16 protein-coding genes are annotated in these 14,631 nt (G+C 71.2%); 4 read left to right on the top strand and 12 right to left on the bottom strand.

Annotation, left to right across the window (positions count from 1 at the left end; translation table 11 throughout):
* The first annotated feature begins 4 nt into the window (after positions 1–4).
* On the top strand, positions 5–196 hold the full coding sequence (locus tag IM697_RS04635; protein ID WP_194045001.1) for a DUF397 domain-containing protein: 192 nt from the start codon (positions 5–7) through the stop codon (positions 194–196).
* A gap of 125 nt (positions 197–321) precedes the next feature.
* Here the strand turns inward: IM697_RS04635 and IM697_RS04630 are convergent, their stop codons facing one another.
* Positions 322–1,164 (bottom strand): hypothetical protein, encoded by an 843-nt coding sequence (locus IM697_RS04630; protein WP_194044999.1) that lies wholly within the window; start codon positions 1,162–1,164, stop codon positions 322–324.
* A 97-nt stretch (positions 1,165–1,261) separates the two neighbouring features.
* Between IM697_RS04630 and IM697_RS04625 the strand changes: the two genes are divergently transcribed.
* Positions 1,262–2,050 carry an SDR family oxidoreductase gene (locus IM697_RS04625; RefSeq protein WP_194044997.1) on the top strand — a complete coding sequence of 263 codons (789 nt, stop codon included), beginning with the start codon at positions 1,262–1,264 and terminating at the stop codon, positions 2,048–2,050.
* Positions 2,051–2,177: 127 nt separating this feature from the next.
* Positions 2,178–3,755, top strand: a complete 1,578-nt coding sequence (locus IM697_RS04620) for a sodium:solute symporter family protein (protein ID WP_194044995.1) — start codon at positions 2,178–2,180, stop codon at positions 3,753–3,755.
* Between the two features lie 10 nt (positions 3,756–3,765).
* On the opposite strand, the gene IM697_RS04615 is transcribed toward IM697_RS04620, so the two are convergent.
* The 10 genes from IM697_RS04615 to IM697_RS04570 all read right to left on the bottom strand — a co-directional run bounded on the left by IM697_RS04615 (position 3,766) and on the right by IM697_RS04570 (position 12,516).
* The gene (locus tag IM697_RS04615) at positions 3,766–4,707 is read right to left on the bottom strand and encodes a hypothetical protein (protein WP_194044993.1); all 942 of its coding nucleotides are present in this window, start codon (positions 4,705–4,707) and stop codon (positions 3,766–3,768) included.
* A 15-nt stretch (positions 4,708–4,722) separates the two neighbouring features.
* On the bottom strand, positions 4,723–5,163 hold the full coding sequence (locus tag IM697_RS04610) for a hypothetical protein (RefSeq protein ID WP_194044991.1): 441 nt from the start codon (positions 5,161–5,163) through the stop codon (positions 4,723–4,725).
* Complete coding sequence (locus IM697_RS04605; RefSeq protein WP_194044988.1) at positions 5,160–5,870, bottom strand: vWA domain-containing protein; 711 nt, start codon at positions 5,868–5,870, stop codon at positions 5,160–5,162. The genes IM697_RS04610 and IM697_RS04605 overlap by 4 nt, the downstream gene beginning before the upstream one ends.
* A gap of 15 nt (positions 5,871–5,885) precedes the next feature.
* On the bottom strand, positions 5,886–6,950 hold the full coding sequence (locus tag IM697_RS04600) for a protein kinase domain-containing protein (RefSeq protein ID WP_194044986.1): 1,065 nt from the start codon (positions 6,948–6,950) through the stop codon (positions 5,886–5,888).
* Positions 6,947–7,996 (bottom strand): serine/threonine protein phosphatase, encoded by a 1,050-nt coding sequence (locus tag IM697_RS04595; RefSeq protein ID WP_228044500.1) that lies wholly within the window; start codon positions 7,994–7,996, stop codon positions 6,947–6,949. Before IM697_RS04595 ends, IM697_RS04600 begins: the two co-directional genes overlap by 4 nt.
* Positions 7,993–8,721 (bottom strand): hypothetical protein, encoded by a 729-nt coding sequence (locus tag IM697_RS04590; protein WP_194044984.1) that lies wholly within the window; start codon positions 8,719–8,721, stop codon positions 7,993–7,995. The genes IM697_RS04595 and IM697_RS04590 overlap by 4 nt, the downstream gene beginning before the upstream one ends.
* A gap of 103 nt (positions 8,722–8,824) precedes the next feature.
* A complete protein-coding gene (locus IM697_RS04585; RefSeq protein WP_194044982.1) occupies positions 8,825–9,604 on the bottom strand; it encodes a hypothetical protein in 780 nt (259 codons plus the stop codon).
* A gap of 168 nt (positions 9,605–9,772) precedes the next feature.
* Entirely contained in the window at positions 9,773–10,681 is a 909-nt protein-coding gene (locus IM697_RS04580; RefSeq protein WP_194044980.1) for a CU044_5270 family protein, read from the bottom strand.
* Positions 10,662–11,336, bottom strand: a complete 675-nt coding sequence (locus tag IM697_RS04575; RefSeq protein ID WP_194044978.1) for an RNA polymerase sigma factor — start codon at positions 11,334–11,336, stop codon at positions 10,662–10,664. Before IM697_RS04575 ends, IM697_RS04580 begins: the two co-directional genes overlap by 20 nt.
* A gap of 64 nt (positions 11,337–11,400) precedes the next feature.
* Complete coding sequence (locus tag IM697_RS04570) at positions 11,401–12,516, bottom strand: ADP-ribosylglycohydrolase family protein (RefSeq protein WP_194044976.1); 1,116 nt, start codon at positions 12,514–12,516, stop codon at positions 11,401–11,403.
* A gap of 335 nt (positions 12,517–12,851) precedes the next feature.
* Here IM697_RS04570 and IM697_RS04565 point away from each other — a divergent pair, with 335 nt between their 5' ends.
* Entirely contained in the window at positions 12,852–13,364 is a 513-nt protein-coding gene (locus tag IM697_RS04565; protein ID WP_194044974.1) for a DUF2165 domain-containing protein, read from the top strand.
* A gap of 5 nt (positions 13,365–13,369) precedes the next feature.
* Here the strand turns inward: IM697_RS04565 and IM697_RS04560 are convergent, their stop codons facing one another.
* On the bottom strand, positions 13,370–14,542 hold the full coding sequence (locus IM697_RS04560) for a DUF418 domain-containing protein (RefSeq protein ID WP_194044972.1): 1,173 nt from the start codon (positions 14,540–14,542) through the stop codon (positions 13,370–13,372).
* Positions 14,543–14,631: the final 89 nt, after the last annotated feature.

Below are 14,631 nucleotides of genomic sequence, written 5' to 3'. Positions count from 1 at the left end.
AAACATGGCAATTCGTCAGGGTTCCACGGACACGTGGACCAAGTCCTCGTACTCCACAGGAAACGGCGCGTGCGTCGAGGTCAAGTCACCGGTCACGGCGGCCATGGCGGTGCGGGACTCCAAGGTTCCCGAGGGCCCGGTCCTGGCGTTCCCCGCGAAGGCGTGGAACACCTTCGTGGCGTCGGTGAAGGCGTAAGGAGCGGGTCTGTCTGGTCCCTCAGCCGCAACCGACTTCGCGCTCAACAACTGCACAAGCACCACAGGTAGAGCCCTCTCGACCAGTCCGCCGTCCTTGCCGAGAGGGCTCGGCCGTGTCCGCGCTCAGCGCAGCTCCGCCACATAGCGGTCCGTGCCCGGGACCGTGGGAACGAACGGCGCCACCAGCTCCACCCGCCCCAGTCCGGCCTCCTCCACGGCGGTGTCCAGACCTGTGAAGGCGTCCTCCCAGCACTCCCTCGGATCCGTCTGGAGGAACCACAGCAGCGTCAGGCGGGTGTCGACGCCCTCGACCTGCTTGACGTACGACATGCGGTCGAGGGGCAGGGGCGTCGGCCGGAAGATCGTCACCAGCGCGGCCGGGGAACCCGCCGCCAGGCGCCTGGGGAGGTACTTCGCGCGCAGCCACTCCAGCAGTTCGGCTCGCTGCTCCGGCGAGTCGGCGTCGACGACCTGCACCACCAGTCCCGCGTAGGGGTGGTCCAGGGCGTGGAAGTCGCGGGGGCCCGCCGCGCCGTCGCGGTACACCGTCGCCTCGTGGTCCTGGAACGCCGTGAAGACATGGGTGCGGTCCTGGTAGACCCGGGCGTCGCGGTTGAGGCGCTTGTTGATGGCCACCGTCCAGCGCATGTGGTCGTCGTAGCGGCCGGCGGTGATCCAGTACGTCGAGATGTAGCAGCCCGCGGTGACCGGCTGGGCGATCGCCGACTTCTCCGGGTAGCGCAGCAGTTGAAGGTCCCTGGTCGCCACCCAGCGGCGGCCCGCGAACATCCAGGGCATCGCCATCGCGCCGGCGTAGTAGTGGTCGTCCTCGTACCAGCGGTTGTAGGCGTACTCGTGACCCGGGTGCGGTTCCACCATGGTGATCAGGGCGTGGCCCGGGTGGACTCCGTACGGGCCCACGGCGGCCAGTTCGGCGTACGTCCCGCTGCGGGTGTCCTCGCTCATGCCGTTCCCTTCCTTCCTCCCTCGGACGCCCATACTCTGACGCCCCGTCAGATAAATCGCCAGGTGCGCGTCGCAGGCTTCAACCAGGGAGGCCCCCATGTCACTGCTCAGCGGCAAGACCGTCGTCGTCTCCGGAGTGGGCGCCGGGCTCGGTCATCAGGTCGCGGCGGCGGTCGTACAAGGCGGCGGGAACGCCGTGCTGGGGGCGCGCACGCAGGCCAACCTGGCCAAGTGCGCGGCCGAGATCGATCCCGCCGGGGCGCACACGGCGTACCGGGCGACCGACATCACCGACGAGGGGCAGTGCGAGGCGCTGGCCGCGCTGGCCCGGGAGCGGTTCGGCGGGATCGACGGGGTCGTGCATGTGGCCGCCCGGGACTCCTACTTCGGGGGCCTGGAGGACGCCGACTTCACCACCTGGCAGTCGGTGATCGACGTCAATCTGCTGGGCTCGCTGCGGATGACCCGGGCCTGTCTTCCGGCACTGAAGGAGGGCGGCGGGGGCTCGGTGGTGTTCATCGGCACGCAATCCGCCGTGGCCGCGCCCTCCCAGGTGCGCCAGGCCGCCTACGCCGCCTCCAAGGGCGCCCTCACCAGCGCGATGTACTCCCTGGCCCGGGAGCTCGGCCCGCACCGGATCCGGGTCAACACCGTGCTGCCGGGCTGGATGTGGGGGCCTCCGGTGCAGGCGTTCGTGCGGCTCACGGCGCAGACCGAGGGCGTACCGGAGGCGGACGTGCTCAAGCGGCTGACGGGGCGGATGGCGCTGCCCGAGCTGGCCACGGACGGGGATGTGGCGGGCGCGGCCGTGTTCCTCGCGTCGGACCTGGCGCGGGCCATCACCGGACAGTCACTGCTGGTCAACGCCGGGGAGCTGATGCGATGACGTTCAGGTAGGTGAACGCAGACCATCATGCCGAATACTTTTACCTCCCCTTGACCCGACGCTCACTTGTCGTGTTCACGCGACAGCGCCCACGATGAGCGCCGGGCTGAACCCTGGGAGGACGCACATGAACGGTCTCGACTGGGCCGTGCTCATCGGCTACTTCGGCGTGATGGTGGCGATCGGTGTCTGGTCGCACAAACGGGTGGACAACGTCAGCGACTTCTTCACCGCCGGCGGCAAGATGCCCTGGTGGCTGTCCGGCATCTCGCATCACATGTCCGGATACAGCGCGGTGATGTTCACCGGGTACGCGGGCATCGCCTACACCTACGGCGTCACGTCCTTCGTCACCTGGTCCTTCCCCATCGCGCTCGGCATCGCCATCGGCTCGAAGCTGTTCGCGCCGCGCATCAACCGGCTGCGCTCCCGCCTCCATGTGGCCTCCCCGCTGGAGTACCTGAAGAACCGCTACGACCTCAAGACCCAGCAGGCGCTGGCCTGGTCCGGCATGCTGCTGAAGATCGTGGACGTGGGCGCGAAGTGGGCCGCGATCGCGACGCTGCTGTCGGTCTTCACGGGCGTCAGCCTGAACCAGGGCATCCTGATCACCGGCGGCATCACCGCCATTTACTGCACCATCGGCGGCCTGTGGGCGGACGCGCTCACCGAACTCGGGCAGTTCGTCATCCAGTTGCTGGCCGGCGTCGCGATGTTCGTCGCGGTGATCCTGAAGCTGAACGACAAGGGCATCGGTTTCCTCGGCGCCTGGGACGAGCCGGAGCTGCAGGGCCACGGTGAGCCGCTGGTCGGGCCGTACGGGACCGTGTTCCTGCTCGCCTTCCTCTTCATCAAGCTCTTCGAGTACAACGGCGGCATGCTCAACCAGGCCCAGCGCTACATGGCCACGGCCACCCCGTACGAGGCCGAGCGCTCGGCGCGGCTGTCGGCGCTGCTGTGGCTGGTCTGGCCGGTGGTCCTGTTCTTCCCGATGTGGATGTCGCCGCTGCTGGTCGAGTCGCAGAAGCCGGACGGCTCCGACTCCTACGGCCTGATGACCGAACAGCTCCTGCCGCACGGCCTGCTGGGTCTGGTCATCGTCGGCTTCTTCTCGCACACCATGGCCATGTGCTCCTCCGACGCCAACGCCATCGCGGCCGTGTTCACCCGGGACTGCGCGCCGGTGATCTGGCGCCGGGCGCGGACCTGGACCGAGGGGCAGGGGCTGCGGGTCGCCCGGATCGCCACCGTCGTCTTCCTCGGCCTGTCCATGGCGGCGGCGACGCAGGTCAACTCCCCCACGTTCAAGGACATCATCACGGTCGTCATCAAATGGGTCGCCGGTCTGATGGGCCCGATGGCGATCCCGATGATGCTGGGCCTGCTCCGCCCGTTCCGCCGCTCCGGCCCGACCGCCGCCCTCGTGAGCTGGTCGATGGGCCTGCTCGCCTTCTGGCTGGTCAACTACCCGATCAGTTGGCAGATCGAGGGCGGGGTGCCGCTGCAGTACCAGGTCTCCATCCCGCTGGCGGTCTCACTGGTCCTGTACATCCTCATCGGCTTCATCAAGCCGGAGGACACCCCGGAGCGGCTCGCGATCGTCGAGCGCATCAACACCGACGGCGACGGGGCCGCGGCGGCCGCGGTGCCGGCGCCCGGGGAGCCGATGGAGGACGCGGTGGGGACGCGCGCGGCGAAGGACTAGGCCGCGGCCGTCAGTCGGCGGAGGCCTCGGGGGTCAGCTCCTCCTTCCAGAGCTCCTTGCCGCCCTTGTCGTAGGCCGTCACCTCCAGGTCCCGGAACCGGAAACTGCTGTTGGAGAAGCGCACCAGGTATCCGGTTCCGGACTTCTCCGCCGCCGTGGGCCTGCCGTACCGCTCACCGGCCCTCTTGGCGAAGAAGTAGTAGACCTTCCCCGCCTCCGTACGGCAGAAGGCGTATCGGTCCTTCACGTTGTCCCTGCTGTAGGCCGCGACCAGGCGGGCGCCCGACGCCGACCCCTTCGGCAGCATCGCGGCCAGCTCCTTCGGGCAGGGGCCGCTCGCGGAGACCGTCGGGGACGGTTTCGCGGAGCCCTCCGAGGAGTCGGAGCCCGTCAGGAACGAGGTCACCGTCGACCAGTTGAGGATCAGCAGCACGATCAGGGTGACGACGACGGACGCGAGGAAGAGCAGGCATCCGCAGCCCGCGGCCACCTCTCCCCGGGTGGGTTCCCTGGGGGTCGGCTTCGGGAGGAGCGAGTCCACGAGGTCGTCCGGCGGGGACGACGGGAGCCGGAAGCTCCCGTACAGCGGATCCCCGTGCACGATCGTCGTCACTTCGGGTGTCCAGAGCGTGCCGCAGGCATCGCAGTTGATCCGCCCCGCCACACGGTGGCCGCAAGCGGCGCACACCCAGTCCAGTTCCGACAGGACCGAGCGGGAACCGGTGGCGCCAGTGCCCGTGCGGGCCGGTGGCTTCTTGACCGGCGGCTTCTTGACCGGTGGCTTCTTGACCGGCGGCTTCCTCGGTTCCCCGCTCTTCGGCCCGGACGCGGCCCCGGACGCGGCCCTTGGCGCCGTCGCCTCGCGCCGCGGTGTCTCGCAGAGGTCGCACACGCGCACCGCGGCATCGTTGTAGGTGTCGCAGTCCGAGCACCGCCACGTCGGCCCGGTCATCATGGCTCCCTCGGATCACGTGTCCGCGACGGTCAGGCGGGCCATGACCGTGCGGAACAGCACGTGGGTCTCCGGTGAGACGGGGGCGCTGAGCCAGTCCCGCCCGCTCTCCTCCCGCTCGGCGGCGGACGGTTGGACGTCCCACCAGGAGGCGGAGAGGTCCTGGACGCCGTACTCGCGGGCGAACTCCAGCGCGAACTGCCAGGCCCGTTCCGCCCCGGCCGGGCCGACGACGATCTCCGCCGTCACATCGGCCCCGCTCTCGCCCGCGGGCCGGAACCGGAACGCCAGGCACAGGCTGCCCTCCGGCGCCACGGACCGGCCGCGTATCGAGACACAGCACCCGGGCGGCACGGCCAGCTGGCCGAGGGGGCGGTCGGCGCGGCCCCAGGTGACGACCAGCCATCCCCGGTCGAGGTCGAGCCGGGTGCCCGCGCCGCGCAGCTGGAAGCTCACAGGCTGTTCGCGATCGTCTCGATGATCTCGTCCATCTCGAACTCCTCCAGGCCCTCCCCCGCCCTGGACGGGAAGTGCAGGGTGAGGTCCCACTCCTCCCCGATGGCCTCCTTCCACGGCTCCTCCTCCGGCGCGAACAGCACCAGCCGCTTCGCCGACTGCTCCATCACCGCCGTCTGGCTGCGGGCGTACCCCCACTGCTCGAAGAGGTCGTCCATGCTGCGCGGAATGCCGCGCGGATACGTCTGCGCGGAGGCGCCGACCGTGCCCAGCGGATGGGCGGGCGCGTCGGTGAACATGACGATGACGTGGCGCCGCCTATCCAGGCCGGTCTCCCAGGGGGAGTTGATCGCCAGGGCCAGCGCCTCCAGTCCGGACTCGGGGATGTCCCCGCCGCCGGTCGCCCGCAGGCCGCGGACGAACTTCTCGAACTCGCCGACCTGTTGGGGCAGCCGCAGGAAGTCCGTCTGCTCGATCGCGTCGGAGGGGTCGTCGCCGAAGTCCCGGAAGGCGATGACCTTCAGACGGAGCTGGCTGATCTCCTTGCTCTTGCGCGCCATCACCTCGCCCAGCCGCTGATGGAACTGCAACGAGCTGTTCTTCACGATGTCCAGCACGGGATTCATGCTGCCCGTGGCGTCGATGCACATCACGATGTCGACGGCGTACTGGAGGTTCCCGTGGTACTTCTCGATCTCCGTGGTCATGGGCGTTCCTCTCGGTTACGGGGTGGATCGGTTGCCGGGGTGGCCCTCTCGGTGGTGACCGAGGTTGATCCGGACCCTGGACCTGGCCGGCGGGTCGTCGCTCCCGGGGGCGGGCGCCTTCCCGGAGCGGTCCGGCGGGTTGAACTGGACCCGGCTCCTGCGCAGCGGGCGTGGCTGCGGTGTGGCGTGCAGGGTGCAGGCCTCGGGGTCCTTGAGTGCGGCCAGGAAGTCGGCGACGGTGGGGCGGTCCTTGGCCTCGGCGGCCGTCATGGCCGTGATCAGGTCCTGTGTCGCGGTGCCGAGCCGGTCGTCGGCGACCAGCGGCTCGGCCGCGTTGACCGCGTCCGCCGGGGAGCCGAACCGGCCGTCGTAGGCGGGCAGTGACCCGGTCAGATAGGTGTGGGTCATCAGGCCCAGCGCGAACACGTCCACGGCCGTCGTCAGATCCGTACTGTCGACGGACTCGTCGCCCTGCACATAGCGCCGCCACTCCGGCGCGCCGTACAGCGAGTCGCCCGCGACGTCGTCCCGCTCCGGCGGCCGGCCGGAGAGATACGAGTCGTCGAAGTCGATCAGCTTCGCCGTGTGGAAGGCGGCGCCTTCCCGCTTCTGGACGAGGACGTTGGCCGGCTTGAGGTCGCCGTGCACCACCTCGATGTCGTGCAGCAGCCGCAGGCTGGTCGCCAGCGTCCGCAGCAGCACCGCCTTCTGCTTGGGGCCCAGTGACTGCGGCTCCTCCAGGCTGGCGGTGTCGATGCGCTCGGTCACCTTGTAGTAGGTGCTGCCGGCGTGGAAGAAGTCCGTGGCGAGCACCAGGTTGCCCGCGCCGCTGGCGTCGGGGCGCAGCAGCTTCATGATGCTCCGGTGCCGCTCCTCGAACTCACGGCAGGTCTCCAGCCGGATCCGCCGGCTCGCGGCGCTGCCGCCGGAGCCCTCCCGGGGACGCTTGGGTTCCAGGAAGCGTTTGAGGAAGTACTCCTTGCCGTCCTTCTCGGCGAAGGCCCATACGCATTTGCCGCCGCCGGCGTTGGTCGGCTCGGTGACGACCCGGTATCCCCCGATGACATCGCCCCGCTTCACTCGCGCACCCCCGGCATGAACTTCTCGTATGCGTGTCGGTAGGACTGCCACGTCCGGTCCTGCCAGCGGCGCACCGCGTCGGGGTCGTCGGCCGGCGGAACGTCGAGATACCCGGCGCGTACGACGCTGTCGCGGCGCTCGGCGAAGGCCCCGCGCAGCTCCGCGAAGTCGGCGAATCCCACCGCCACCAGCGACAGTGACGCGTCGTCGGCCGTGACCGGCTCGATCGCCCGGCGCAGCAGCTCGGCCCATTCGCCCGCGCTCTTGGACCGCGCGAGCGTGTCGAGCAGGACGCACTCGAACTGCGCGGGCGTGTGGACGTAGCCGAAGAAGCCGTCGGTGGCGGCCAGCAGGACGCAGGGCTCGTGGAACTCCCCCTGCCGGGCGGACAGGTCGAAGGGGCGGTCGGCGCAGATGACGTTCGTCATCGGCGGGTCCTGGCGGAGCTGCTCCAGGGTGTCGTCCTCGTGGGTGTCGTCCCGGGTGAGCGCGTGCAGTCCGCTGCCGGGGAGCAGGGCGTACGACCGTGAGTCGCCGGCCCAGACGGCCTGCCAGCGCACGCCGTCGTCGCCGGCCCGGTAGCGGATCGCGGCCATGGTGGTGGGCAGCAGGCGGCGCATGGAGCCGGTGACCTTGCTCCGTGCCGTCGTCGTGGGCGCCGCGTCCAGGACCGCCCGCAGGCAGTACGTCAGCCGCTCGGGGGTGTCCGGCTCCTTGGCGGCGACGACGCCCTGGAACCAGCACTCCGCGGCCAGCCTCGCGATCCGGGCGCCGACCCAGGCGCCGGTGTGGGTGGCGCCGTCGGGGGCGCGCCAGGCGGGGGCCGCTCCGGAGCCGCCCGAGCCGTCGAAGACGGCGAGCAGTCCGTCTCCGGTGGGCCGGTGATGGGCCGCGAGCGGTTCGGCGTCCTCGCCGTGGCCGGGGCGGCGTTCCGTCCACACGGCGAGGGCCATGAGCCGTCCGTCGGCGGCGGACCAGGTCAGATGGCCGGGTCGGGCGGGCCCCGAGCGGTCCGGCGGACGGGTGGGCTTCGGCGGGATGATCACGGCCCGGTCACCCGCCCTCCGCCCTCGCGGCACCGGTCACCTGTCGTTCCGGTGCCCCGCACTCTGCTGGGCCTGCGCAGCAGCGGCTCCTCCTTGCGGGACAGCACCTCGCCGCGCAGCACCTCGGGGCCGCCCGGTGCCGTCGTCTCCTCTGCGGACCGGTCACGCCGAGACGCACCGCGCACCCGGCTTCTGCCGGTCGTGTCCAACGGCCCCCGCTGGACGCTCAGTTCGGCGCGTGCGCCGTACAGCCGGACGGCCGCGTCGCCCGTGAAGTCCCGCAGCGCGGCGTTCAGCGCGTCCTCCGCCCTGCGGAGCTGCTCGGCGCCGTACCGGCGGGCCACGTCCCGCAACCGCTCGTGGGCGGGCCCGTGCCAGGCGGCGCCCATGTCGCGGACGCCCCGGGCCACCACCGCGGCGGGGTCGGTGACCTGGCACATCAGCTCCACCCGGCAGTGGAACGAGTCGGCCGTCTCCCGCCCGGCCAGCCACAGGTCGAGGACCAGCGGGTGCTCGGTGGTGTCCACCATGAACATCCCCTGGTACACGCCGTACCGCGCGTCCGGCACCTGGTCCCCCGGCCGGATCGTCAGCGCCGGCCCGGTGTCCGGCACCAGCACCAGCGCCCTGCCCGGCGGCGGCGTCCGCAGCGGGCTGAGCAGGCGGACCCGCGGCAGCGGCTGACCGTCGACCACGGGGTCGTACGTCAGCGAGTGCGTCGCCATCCCCTGTCCCCCTTGCCGGCCCTCTCGGCGCGAGTGCCGCACCTGCCCCACGAGTTGACGGTTCCTGAGTACCAGCGGGTGTTCGGGACCCCTCCCGAGCGGGTCATCCGCCGAGCAGGCGCAGGTCCGACCTGCCGATCGTGGTGGTGATCAGCAGGTCGGTGATGAGGTTGTGGTTCAGGGTGTTCCCGACCGGCTGGGGGACCTCTTCCTCCAGGAGCCCGGGGACGCCGTACTCCCTGCCGAGGCGTCTGCGCACCTTGGCGACGATGTGCGCGGCGCGCTTGGGACTCCAGTGCCGCTCCGGCTGCAACTCGCCCAGTTCGAAGGCGACCTGGGCCCACGCCAGGGGCTGCGGATACGGTTCGAGCCGCAGGTAGCGCTGCGCCAGGCAGACGAGCACCAGTTTCTCCTCGGCCGACAGCTCCCGTGCCTCGTGGCGCGTCTCCTCCTCGCGCCTGGAGCGGCTGCGGGCCGGTGCCGACGCCGTGATCCGGACCTCCAGCAGATGCTCCTGCCGCGGCGATACGACGAACAGCGGTGTGAACCCGGCCGACAGACGCGCCCGGCCCCCGCCGAGCACCAGCCGCGACCCGGGGAAGCGGATGGGCAGACCGCCGGTGTTGTGCAGCACCCAGCGGGCGGACTCCCGCACGATCAGGCCCTGCCGCCGGCTGACGCGGGTGTCGCCCGCGCCGACGCAGACGTGGACCTCGGGCTCGTTGCGCCCGAACAGCAGGGTGAAGTCCGCGTCCGGCGCCACGCTCATGCCGCCGTTCGCGCCGAGCACATGGAGCGTGCCCGGCAGGCCCGGCGGCACCGTGCGGCTGAGGCTGCCGATGTCCCGCGGAAGCAGGCTGACCTTGCTCGCCGGACTCGCCATGGCCGTCCCCCTGAGGCGTGTGTCGGTGGGGGCGAGGCTAGACGCCGGAGTCCGGGAGGGGTCCCGGGGCGGCGGCGGTCACCGGCTCATCGGTCCCCCCCCAAAAAAAGAACAGGAGCTCCTGGAGGTGGGCTCCGCCTCGTACACCGTGACCGGGATTCGCCCCCGTCAGTGCCTCGGTGCCACACCGATCCTGTCGGCGATTCCGACGCCCAGCAGCGCCTGTTCGTCGGTGCCGAGGAACTTCAGGGACTTCTTGTCGAAGACCCATGTGTCCTGGTCGTCGCGGTCGTTGAAGGTGAGTCCGACGCCCTCGCGCCCGGCGATGTCCTCGGCGTCGCGGACCACCGAGACGCCGGGGATCCTCGCGGCGGCGCGGTAGAGGGCGGCGTTCAGCTCGGGCAGCAGCGTCGCCGAGGGCAGCATCGCGCCGATCTCCTCGAGCGCGGCCGCCTCGTGCGTCGGCCCCTGTCCCTCGGTGCCGTCCCAGATCTTCCGGTACAGCTTCTGCGGGTCGGTCGGCAGGGCCTCCAGCTCGCGGTAGTAGGTGACGTTCGGGTCGCGGCCCAGCTTCATGTCGCCGTTCTGGTGGAAGGGGTTCGGGCCGGAGAGGACCTTGATCCGGGCGAGTCCGGACCGCTTGCCGTCGACGGGCTGCCAGTCCTCGCGGCGCAGGGTGTTGACGCCGTACTCCTCCATGTCCTGGGTGCCCTGGGTGGCGACGTAGACGTACTGGTCGTCGCGGACGGGGGTGGTGGGCCGGGCGGCGGCGACCGCGGCGATGCGGTTCAGCAGGTCGACGGCCTCCTGGTCGGGGGCGGGGCGGCCGCCGGATCCGCCGAGGAGGGCGGTGGCGGTGACGGCGGCTGCGGTGGCGAGGGGGACGGCCACGGCGACGAGGCGCCGACGGGCGCGTGTGCGGTTGCGGTTGTTGTTGCTGCTGCTGCTGTTGCCGGGGCTCGATGTGAGCTCGCGCATCAGGTGATCCCTCAGGACGGTCCGGCGGTCGTTCGGCAGGACCGGTTCACCCGGGCTCGGCAGCAGCCGGGCCAGTTCTTCACGCTCGGTGGGGTTCATCGGCACTTCTCCTGTTCCGACCGGGCCGCTCGCCGCGGCCACCCGGTTCCTGTCCGGCGGCGGGAGTGCGTCCCGGAGTTCTTCTCAGCTCCGCCTCGGCCAGCCGCCGCAGCCGCTGTCGGGCACGGGCGAGGCGGGAGCGCACGGTGCTGACGGGGACGCCGAGGGCGTCGGCGGCGGCCGCGTAGCTCAGGCCCGACCAGACGCACAGCGCGAACACCTCACGCTCGTTTCTGCGCAGCCGGCGCAGCGCCGCACGGGCGGCCGCGAGCCGCTCGGCGTCCTCCATACGGCCGACGACCTCGTCGGCGAAGTCCGGCACGGTCTCGCGGTCGGTACGCCGGTCCGGGAGCCGGGCGAGGGCGGCGCTGTGCCGGCGGGCGGCGCGGCGGGAGTTGCGCAGCACGTTGGTGGCGATGCCGTACAGCCAGGGCCGCAGTCCGTCGCCCTCGTCGGGGTCGGGGGGCTCGGGTCTGAGCCGGTCGCGCAGCCGCCAGGCCTCCAGGAACGTCAGCGACACCGCGTCCTCGGCGGCGCCGCGGTCACCGGTCAACCGGGCGGCGTGACCGTAGAGGGCCTGCGCGTGGGCCGAGAACAGCTCGGCGAAGGCCTCGGGGTCACCGGCCCGGATCCGGGCGCGTAGGGAAGGGTCCACACTCCGCCCTGTCCGCCCGCCTCATCCCGTCCCTGTGATGTCCGTCACCAGCCCCGGGACGGGGTCATCCCCGCGGATAGCGCGCCAGCCACGCCGGTGACGCACCCGCCGGGCTGTGCAGGGCCGGCCCCTGGGTCATCTCCATGGCGAAGTCGTCGGCGAGTTCGAGCATGGTGGGACGGCCCTCGAGTTCGGCCAGCCAGGCCGGAGGCAGGGCGGTCTCGCCGTGCAGGGCGCCGAGCAGCCCGCCGGTGAGGGCGGCCGCGGCGGCGGAGGGCCCGTCATGGTTCACGGCGAGGCAGAGCCCGTGCCGGACGTCCTCCCCCACCAGGGCGCAGTACACGGCGGCCGCGAGCAGCCCGTCCGCCGAGCCGTCGGCCGCGAGTTCCTCCACCCGCGCCGGGGTGGGCATGCCCTGCCGTACGGCGCCCAGCGCATGCTGCAACGCGTCCGACACGGGCTCGTGTCCGGGCCGTACGGCGAGCAGCGCGAGCGATCGCTGCACGGCGCCGTCGAGGCTCTCCCCGCAGGCCAGCCCGTGCACGATGACGGCGTACGCGCCGGCCGACAGGTAGGCGATGGGGTGACCGTGGGTCTGCGTCGCGCACTCCACGGCGAGCTGCACCACGAGCTGTGGCTCCCATCCCACGAGCAGCCCGAAGGGCGCGGAACGGGCGGTGGCCTCCGGCCCGAGCTCGGCGCCGTTCTTGGGCGACTCCAGCGTGCCCATGGTGTCGTCGCCGAGGCCGATGAGAAGCGCGCGGGTCGGATCCCGCCGGGCGTACAGCCACTCCTCCCGGGCCAGCCACCCGTCGTCCTTACGGCGCTCGTCGGGCCCCCAGTCCCGCTGGGTGGCGGCCCACCGCAGATAGGCCCGGTGCAGGTCGGTGGGCGGATGCCAGGCCCCGGTGTCCCTTCTCACCTGGGCCCGTATCAACCCGTCGACGGAGAAGAGGGTGAGCTGCGTCAGATGGGTCACGGCGCCGCGCCGCCCGTACCCGAACCCCAGATCGACGACGCCCTCGGCACCGTACTGCTCCCGGATCTCCTCCAGCCCGAGCCCGTCCACGGGCGCCCCGAGGGCATCCCCGACCGCCACGCCGAGCAGCGTCCCACGCACCCGGCTACGGAAGTCCTGCTGCTCGGTACGGCCCCAGACGGCGCCGGCTGTCGCACCCACCAAGACCTCCCCGCGGCAGTGACCGTCCGTACGACAGTTCGCCACTGTAATCGACCGGGGACGGTCGGTTCAGGGGGTGGATCGGTATGCCGGATGTGACGGAAGTGATCCCGGATGGTGCGGTTTCAGTCGTACGACGTCAAAAGCCGGAGGTGCCGGCCTCCGCCTCGGCAGCCTCCCTGATCGCACGGATCTCGGTGAGGGCCTGCGTCGGGTCCCGCTCGGCGCAGGCCCGGGCCCAGTAACCCACCGCTTCACATGCAGGCCATGTAGATCCCGTATTGGCTGGCTCAATGCGCACGTGGTGAACCCGCCCACCGGGAAAGATGACCACCATGTCGACCACACCCCCACGCACCCCCCTCCACCTCACCACCACCCTCCTCACCGCGGCCGTCGCCCTCTACATCAGCCTCGTCGCCTTCGGCAACATCACCGACTTCGGTACGAACCAGCAGTTCGTGCGGCATGTCCTGGCGATGGACACGACGTTCAAGGACGACGATCTGATGTGGAGAGCCGTCACCAGCAAGGGACTTCAGGACGCGGCGTACGTCGCGATCATCGTCTGGGAGACCGTCGCCGCGCTCGTGCTGATATACGGCACCTGGCTGTGGTTCCGTCGTGACGACGCCCGGGCCCGCCGTTTCTCCACCTATGGCCTGCTGATGCTGATGCTGCTGTTCGGCGCCGGGTTCATCGCGATCGGCGGGGAGTGGTTCTCGATGTGGCAGTCGGGGGACTGGAACGGTCTGGACGCCGCGACCCGGGTGTTCCTGTTCAGCGGTGTCGTGCTGATCGTCAATCACCTGCCGTTCGGTCAGGCGGTGCGCGAGAGCGACACCTGACCCGCTCAGCGGCGCAGGGCCCACTTCTGGACCGCCTCCAGGGGCCCTGCCGCAAAGCGCCGCAGCCACAGCGTGGAGCCCACCATCAGCACCGCGCAGACCGTGGCCCACAGGCCCACCACCCACCAGGGGCCCGAGTCCCGGAGCCGTTCCGCCAGGCCCAGTCCGATGCCGTACGAGACCAGTACGCAGAGCACGTTCTGCAGGACGTAGCCGGACAGGGCGGTCCGGCCGACCGAGGTGAGGCCCGTCATCAGGGGGCCGGGGCGTCGTACCCGGTCCACCACGGCGCCGATCAGCCCGATGTACCCGAGGGCCAGCAGCGGGGCGGTGACGTACCGGGCCAGGAAGAAGAACTCCTGGCCGGCCAGGGTCGCCGCCACGTTGAGCGGCAGGCCGAGGCCCACGCCCCACAGCAGGAGGCGGGAGCGCAGCCGGCGGCCCGTCTCGTCCGCGCCGAACGCGCCCGCCCGGAACAGCCGTACGCCGAGGAGGAAGAGGAAGAGCAGGAGGAAGAAGGTCAGCACCGGTTCCATGCGCAGCGCGATCGCGTTCTCCAGGCGGAAGGCGATCTGGTCCGGGTAGCCGCCGTGGGCGTACAGGTCCACGACCTCGCGGGAGACGGCGGTGTCGCCGTCCGCTTCGTCGCCGGTCAGCGCCAGGGCCGCCGTGAACAGTGCCATCAGCGTCAGATGGATGCCCGCCGCCCACCACATCACCCGCCGCCGCGCCCGCTCCGAGCGGTTCAGCAGCCAGGCGACGACGAGTGCGGTGACCGCGTATCCCATGAGTACGTCCCAGGCGAAGACCAGGACGAAGTGCACCGTCCCCTCGCCGAACAGGAACAGCGCCCGCCACCGGTAGCGCCCCGGCCAGGGCTGCCCGCGGCGCGCGGCCGAGGCGTACTGGATGGCCAGTCCGACCCCGAACAGGATCGTCAGCAGCGACAGGAACTTGCCGTTCGCCAGCACACCGAACGTGGCTTCGACGGCGCCCGCGGACGACCCGGACAGCAGGGCTCCCCACTCGCCTCCCGGGCCGGTGAAGATCCATACGTTCGTCATGAGCGTGCCCAGGATGGCCGCCCCGCGCAGTACGTCGAGGAGGGGGAGCCGTCGTCCGGTGGGCGAGGTCGCCGACGTGGTCCGCGGGGCCCGCTCGTCCATGTGCTGCGTCATGGACTCATCGTCACGGCTGTCACGGCCCGGATCGTCATGAGCGAAGTCGATCCCGCGGTACATCGAAAGATGCAGTCGGGCGCGGAGGA

The organism is Streptomyces ferrugineus, from assembly GCF_015160855.1.
Lineage (GTDB): Bacteria > Actinomycetota > Actinomycetes > Streptomycetales > Streptomycetaceae > Streptomyces > Streptomyces ferrugineus.
This window is presented reverse-complemented; position numbering and strand designations above follow the sequence as displayed.